The organism is Hydrogenispora ethanolica (genome assembly GCF_004340685.1).
Taxonomy (GTDB): Bacteria; Bacillota; UBA4882; order UBA8346; family UBA8346; genus Hydrogenispora; species Hydrogenispora ethanolica.
In genome coordinates, this window is the sequence record NZ_SLUN01000041.1 from 46,993 (window position 1) to 51,505 (window position 4,513).

Annotated in this window: 3 protein-coding genes; 1 reads left to right on the forward strand and 2 read right to left on the reverse strand. The window is 50.9% G+C overall.

Going from position 1 to position 4,513, the window contains the following annotated elements; translation table 11 throughout:
* Positions 1–293: 293 nt before the first annotated feature.
* Complete coding sequence (locus EDC14_RS22855; protein WP_132016785.1) at positions 294–1,517, reverse strand: MFS transporter; 1,224 nt, start codon at positions 1,515–1,517, stop codon at positions 294–296.
* A gap of 479 nt (positions 1,518–1,996) precedes the next feature.
* On the reverse strand, positions 1,997–3,154 hold the full coding sequence (locus tag EDC14_RS22860) for an MFS transporter (RefSeq protein ID WP_243663083.1): 1,158 nt from the start codon (positions 3,152–3,154) through the stop codon (positions 1,997–1,999).
* Positions 3,155–3,381: 227 nt separating this feature from the next.
* Between EDC14_RS22860 and EDC14_RS22865 the strand changes: the two genes are divergently transcribed.
* Complete coding sequence (locus EDC14_RS22865) at positions 3,382–4,230, forward strand: helix-turn-helix transcriptional regulator (RefSeq protein ID WP_132016789.1); 849 nt, start codon at positions 3,382–3,384, stop codon at positions 4,228–4,230.
* Positions 4,231–4,513: the final 283 nt, after the last annotated feature.

Sequence of the window (4,513 nt, forward strand, 5' to 3'; positions counted from 1 at the left end):
TGGCGCAGTGAAAAGATTCAAGCGACGATTGATTTTATATCGAAACTCTGCGCCTTTGCGCCTCCGCGGGAGGTATTCTTTTGGTTCTCAATCTTTTTGAAACGACCGGCGCCTGGGAATGAAGGACTGTTTTAATAATGGCTGTTTCGGCATGCCATTTTGATTCTCCCGCAGCGGCGCGGAGGCGCAGTGAAAAGATTCAAGCGACGATTGATTTTATATCGAAACTCTGCGCCTTTGCGCCTCCGCGGGAGGTATTCTTTTGGTTCTCAATCTTTTTGAAACGGTATCTTTTACGCTTCTCCCTGAACCGGCTTGCCGGCCTCGATCAGCACTTGATTCCCAAACATCAAAAATCCCTGAATCACCATCAGCAACCCCGTCCCCGCCAACAGCCATTCGATCTTGATAAAATCGGCCACCGGCCCGAACACCAGCATTCCCAAAGGCATCATACTGCTGGCGATCATGCCCATCACCCCGAAAACCCGGCCCAAAAAAGCCTCTTCCACTTTCTGCTGCAACAAGACCGTAGCCGGTGTATTAAAGACCGGTATCACCACTCCGATGAAGGCCATGACCGTCAGGTATATCCAGAAAACGGGGATGAAGCCCAGCGCAACGATAGCCACTCCGTTCGCCAGAACCGATAGCGCCATGGTGTGAACTTTATTCTGAAAACCGCCCCAAGCCGCTATAATCAACCCACCGGCCATCATCCCCAGCGAAAAAGTGATTTCAATGGCGGAGAGGCGCCAGACTTCGTTGCCGAAGCTCCGTGTGACTTGGAGGGGCGTTAAAAAGGCCGCGGGCGCGATCAGGATGAAAAAGAAGATAATAAACAGGAAAAAGGTTTTTACGTAGCCGTGGTTTTTGATATACGCCAGTCCTTCGCGCAGATCCTCAAAATAGCCCGTTGTTTGTCGGGTTAAGGCTTTGGCGTGGGCCGGGACGTGCAGAAATAAGAGCAGGATCGCGACGGCCACGGCCGCCGTCACCACATCAATCAAGAAGATGGCCTCAATGGTCGCCATTGTCAGCAGGGCGGCGCTCAGCATCGGAGAGACGATCATCATCGCCGATTGAATGCTGCTGTTGATGGCGTTCACCCGGGTGAGTTGATCCCCCGGGACCAACTGCGGCAGGAACGCGCCCACCGCCGGCGTCTGCACCGCCGACCCCAGGGAACGAAGCACCGACGCGCCAAACAGCAACCATGACGATTGGTATCCCGAGAAAAACAGGATGGCCAAAACCAGGGTCGTCGCGGCGATGAGCGCGTCGGACAAAATAATCAGCATCTTGCGATGATAACGGTCGGCCCATACTCCCGCAAAGGGCGCCAGAAAAAAGCCCGGCAGGAAACCGCAGATAATGGCGACGGTCATCATCGTGCCCGACTGGGTTTTTAACGTAATATACCAGGTGATGGCATGTTGGACCAAGGTCGAGCCGAAGAGCGATATCGCCTGGCTCGTCAAGAAGAGGATGGTATTCTTTTGCCAATTTGAATTCATTGTCGACACTCCGCTTATCGATAGATTTAACCTTTGAAGTTTTCACATTTCGGGGCAATAAAAAAACAGATCATTGTCCCTCAAGCGGACTCTGATCTGCCTATCTCCCATCACAAGATCATCGAATAAAGAAGGGTGCCGTAACCGGAGCGGCGTCCATTTATTCCATGCCTTGATTCGTAAAAATAAGCACAACAAAAAGTCCCCTCGAGTGGAGGGAATAATTCTTTCGTCGTTAGCTTATCTTAAACGAACAAAATGCATGAAATCGGTATCCTCCGGTTCATAGACTCAAAGTTATTATGCCATAAAAGAGCGGTTTGTTCAAGGCGATTTTATCCTATCCCCCGCCGCAAAATATTCCAGGTCCCAAAATATAGGGTATCATTCCTGTCTTTCTCAGGCAAGGGAAAGAACGGCTATCTCTCATTCCATCTTCAAAGGATCTTGGCGCGACGGAATTACAGCCGCGCCGGAGTTTATGAGGATACGGTTTCACTCTTCCCGTCCTCAACCTCGGGAACGGGCGGTTCCGCCGAAGCATCGACCGGTTCCCGCACCAGCAACGTAAGGATAAAGCCGGCTACCGGCAAGACTGCCAACAGATTGAACACCCATGGCAATCCCAGCGCATCGGCAAAATGACCGATCATCAAGACGCCCAAGGCTCCCAATCCGATACTGAACCCCAGTGTCAGTCCCGAGGCCATGGCGACATTACCCGGCATCATCTTCTGCGCCATCACCAGGCTGCTGGTAAAGGTCGCCGCCAGCAGCACGCTGACCAGGGCCAAGAGAATAAACGCTGCCACGCCGTCCGTTGCCTTGAAGAGATATAACAGCGGGGCCACCGGCAAAATCGAGTATAGCATGACCTTTTTGCTGCCGTAGCGGTCACTGAAAGGTCCGCCCAGCAAAGTGCCGACTGCTCCGGCAGCCAAATAAACCGTCAGTAACGAAGCGGCATAAGCGGAACTGCCATGCAGGAACGATGTACAATACAACGGGACAAAGGTGTTGAGCCCCGAGTTTACCGTCGCCCGGATGAGTACCATTCCGAGCAATGCCGCCAACGGTACATTGATCCGGATGGCGATTTTGGCTTTCCCGGCGCCTTCCGGTGTGGGCTGCGGTAGCCGGGCGAACTGCTTCATCGCCAAAAGCAGCAGAACGCCCATTACCATATTGGGCAATGCGAATAAATACCGGAGGACGGGATTGCCCAATAACAGGGCTCCCAGAAACAACGACCCCAGCGCAAATCCAACATTGCCGCCGACTGAAAATAGACTGGCCCCTTTCCCTTTGGCCTTGCCGCTCAGCCAGTTGATGATCTTGGCTCCTTCGGGATGAAAAATGGCGCTGCCGAACCCGCTAACGCTGGTACACAGCAGTACCAACGGATACGTCGGCACCAGTAACGAAGCGAGCATCATGGTTCCGACCACGATACACCCGAAAGGCATCCACCACAGTCGCGATTGGCGATCGCTCCAATAGCCGAAGAGCGGCTGACTCACAGAGGAAGTGAGGTTTTGGATCAGCACGATCGCCGTTAATTCGGCGTAACTCAGGCCGAATTTTGCTTTAAAAAAAGGCAAGGCCACAAACAAAGCGCCCGATGATAAATCGGCCACTGCGTGAGCGCACGTAATCAACCAGATGGGATAAGGGACATTCTTGATTGAGCGAAACAGGATACTCACTCCCCGGATGCGATTTGACAAAATGTTTTTACTAGGATAATATTGATTCAACATCTATTGACCATCTCTATTATAGTTAAAAACTCATGGCATTTCATGAATGATATTATCCGATTGTAGCACGATATTGATATGATTGTCCGAAGGGGGCAAGAGCGATGATAATTCCCAGCAACGGCCAAATGGTCCATCCCAACCTGAAAAACGATTTCCCGATTGAGATGGGGCGTAAAGAGTATCAGGCGCCGGGGCCCATTTTGAAAAAGCATTGGCATGAGGAATTCATGATCTTTTATATCGAGAAGGGAAATGCGGTAATTCACTGCAACGCTCAATCGATCCCCCTCAGCGCGGGAGACCTGGTCATCACCAACTGCAATGACATCCATTATCAGGAAAACCGCGGCAACCATCTGGTCGAACCCTATATTCTCTTCGACCTCGCCTCCTTGCTCAGCCCCAAGGATGTATGTCAAACCAAATATATCGCTCCCTTACTGCAGGGCCGCCTCCGCTTTCAGAATAAAATCGAAGGCGATAATGAACTCATCCGCCAGGTCCTGGAGTTGATCAACCAATACGAAGAGCAGGAATACGGTTATGAATTACTGGTGAAGGCCGGCCTTTACCGCATTCTCGCCTTACTTCTGCAGCGCTATGCCATGACGGTCCCGGATACGATCAAAAACCGGCAACAACATCTATTGCTGCCGGTCATCCAATACGTCGAAGAGCATTATGATCAAAAAATCACTCTCCATGGCCTCGCGGCCATGGCCAATATGAGTCCTCCTCATCTGTGCCGGCTGTTTAAAAGCATTACCGGCATGCCGCCTATTGCCTATGTTAATTATCTGCGGATCAATGCGGCCATGGCATTGCTGCAGGAACACCGTTTATCCATCGGCGAAGTCGCCCTCACCGTCGGCTTTAATGACAGCAACTATTTTAGCCGCTTGTTCAAAAAATATAAAAACATCTCCCCCGCCGCCGTAGTAAAAAGCTGAGGGACGAATCAATGGCAGGCGTAAGTTGGCCTACGGCCCGCGCTAGCGGTTGAAAATGTTTGAGAGATTCCGTTATTAAAAGCCCCCCGTCTTTTAACTGTACGGCTCCGATTTATCCACAACCAAAAACATTAACTTCATTTAACGATTCCGTTTATCCACAAAAACAGATCACTATCTAGAAAATACTATCTAGAAAATACTCCCGAGCATTAGAACCTTGACAAGCAAATAAGTCATGCAGCAGCCGGTTCAAGAATAACTTTGTAGCCTAGGCTTTCAA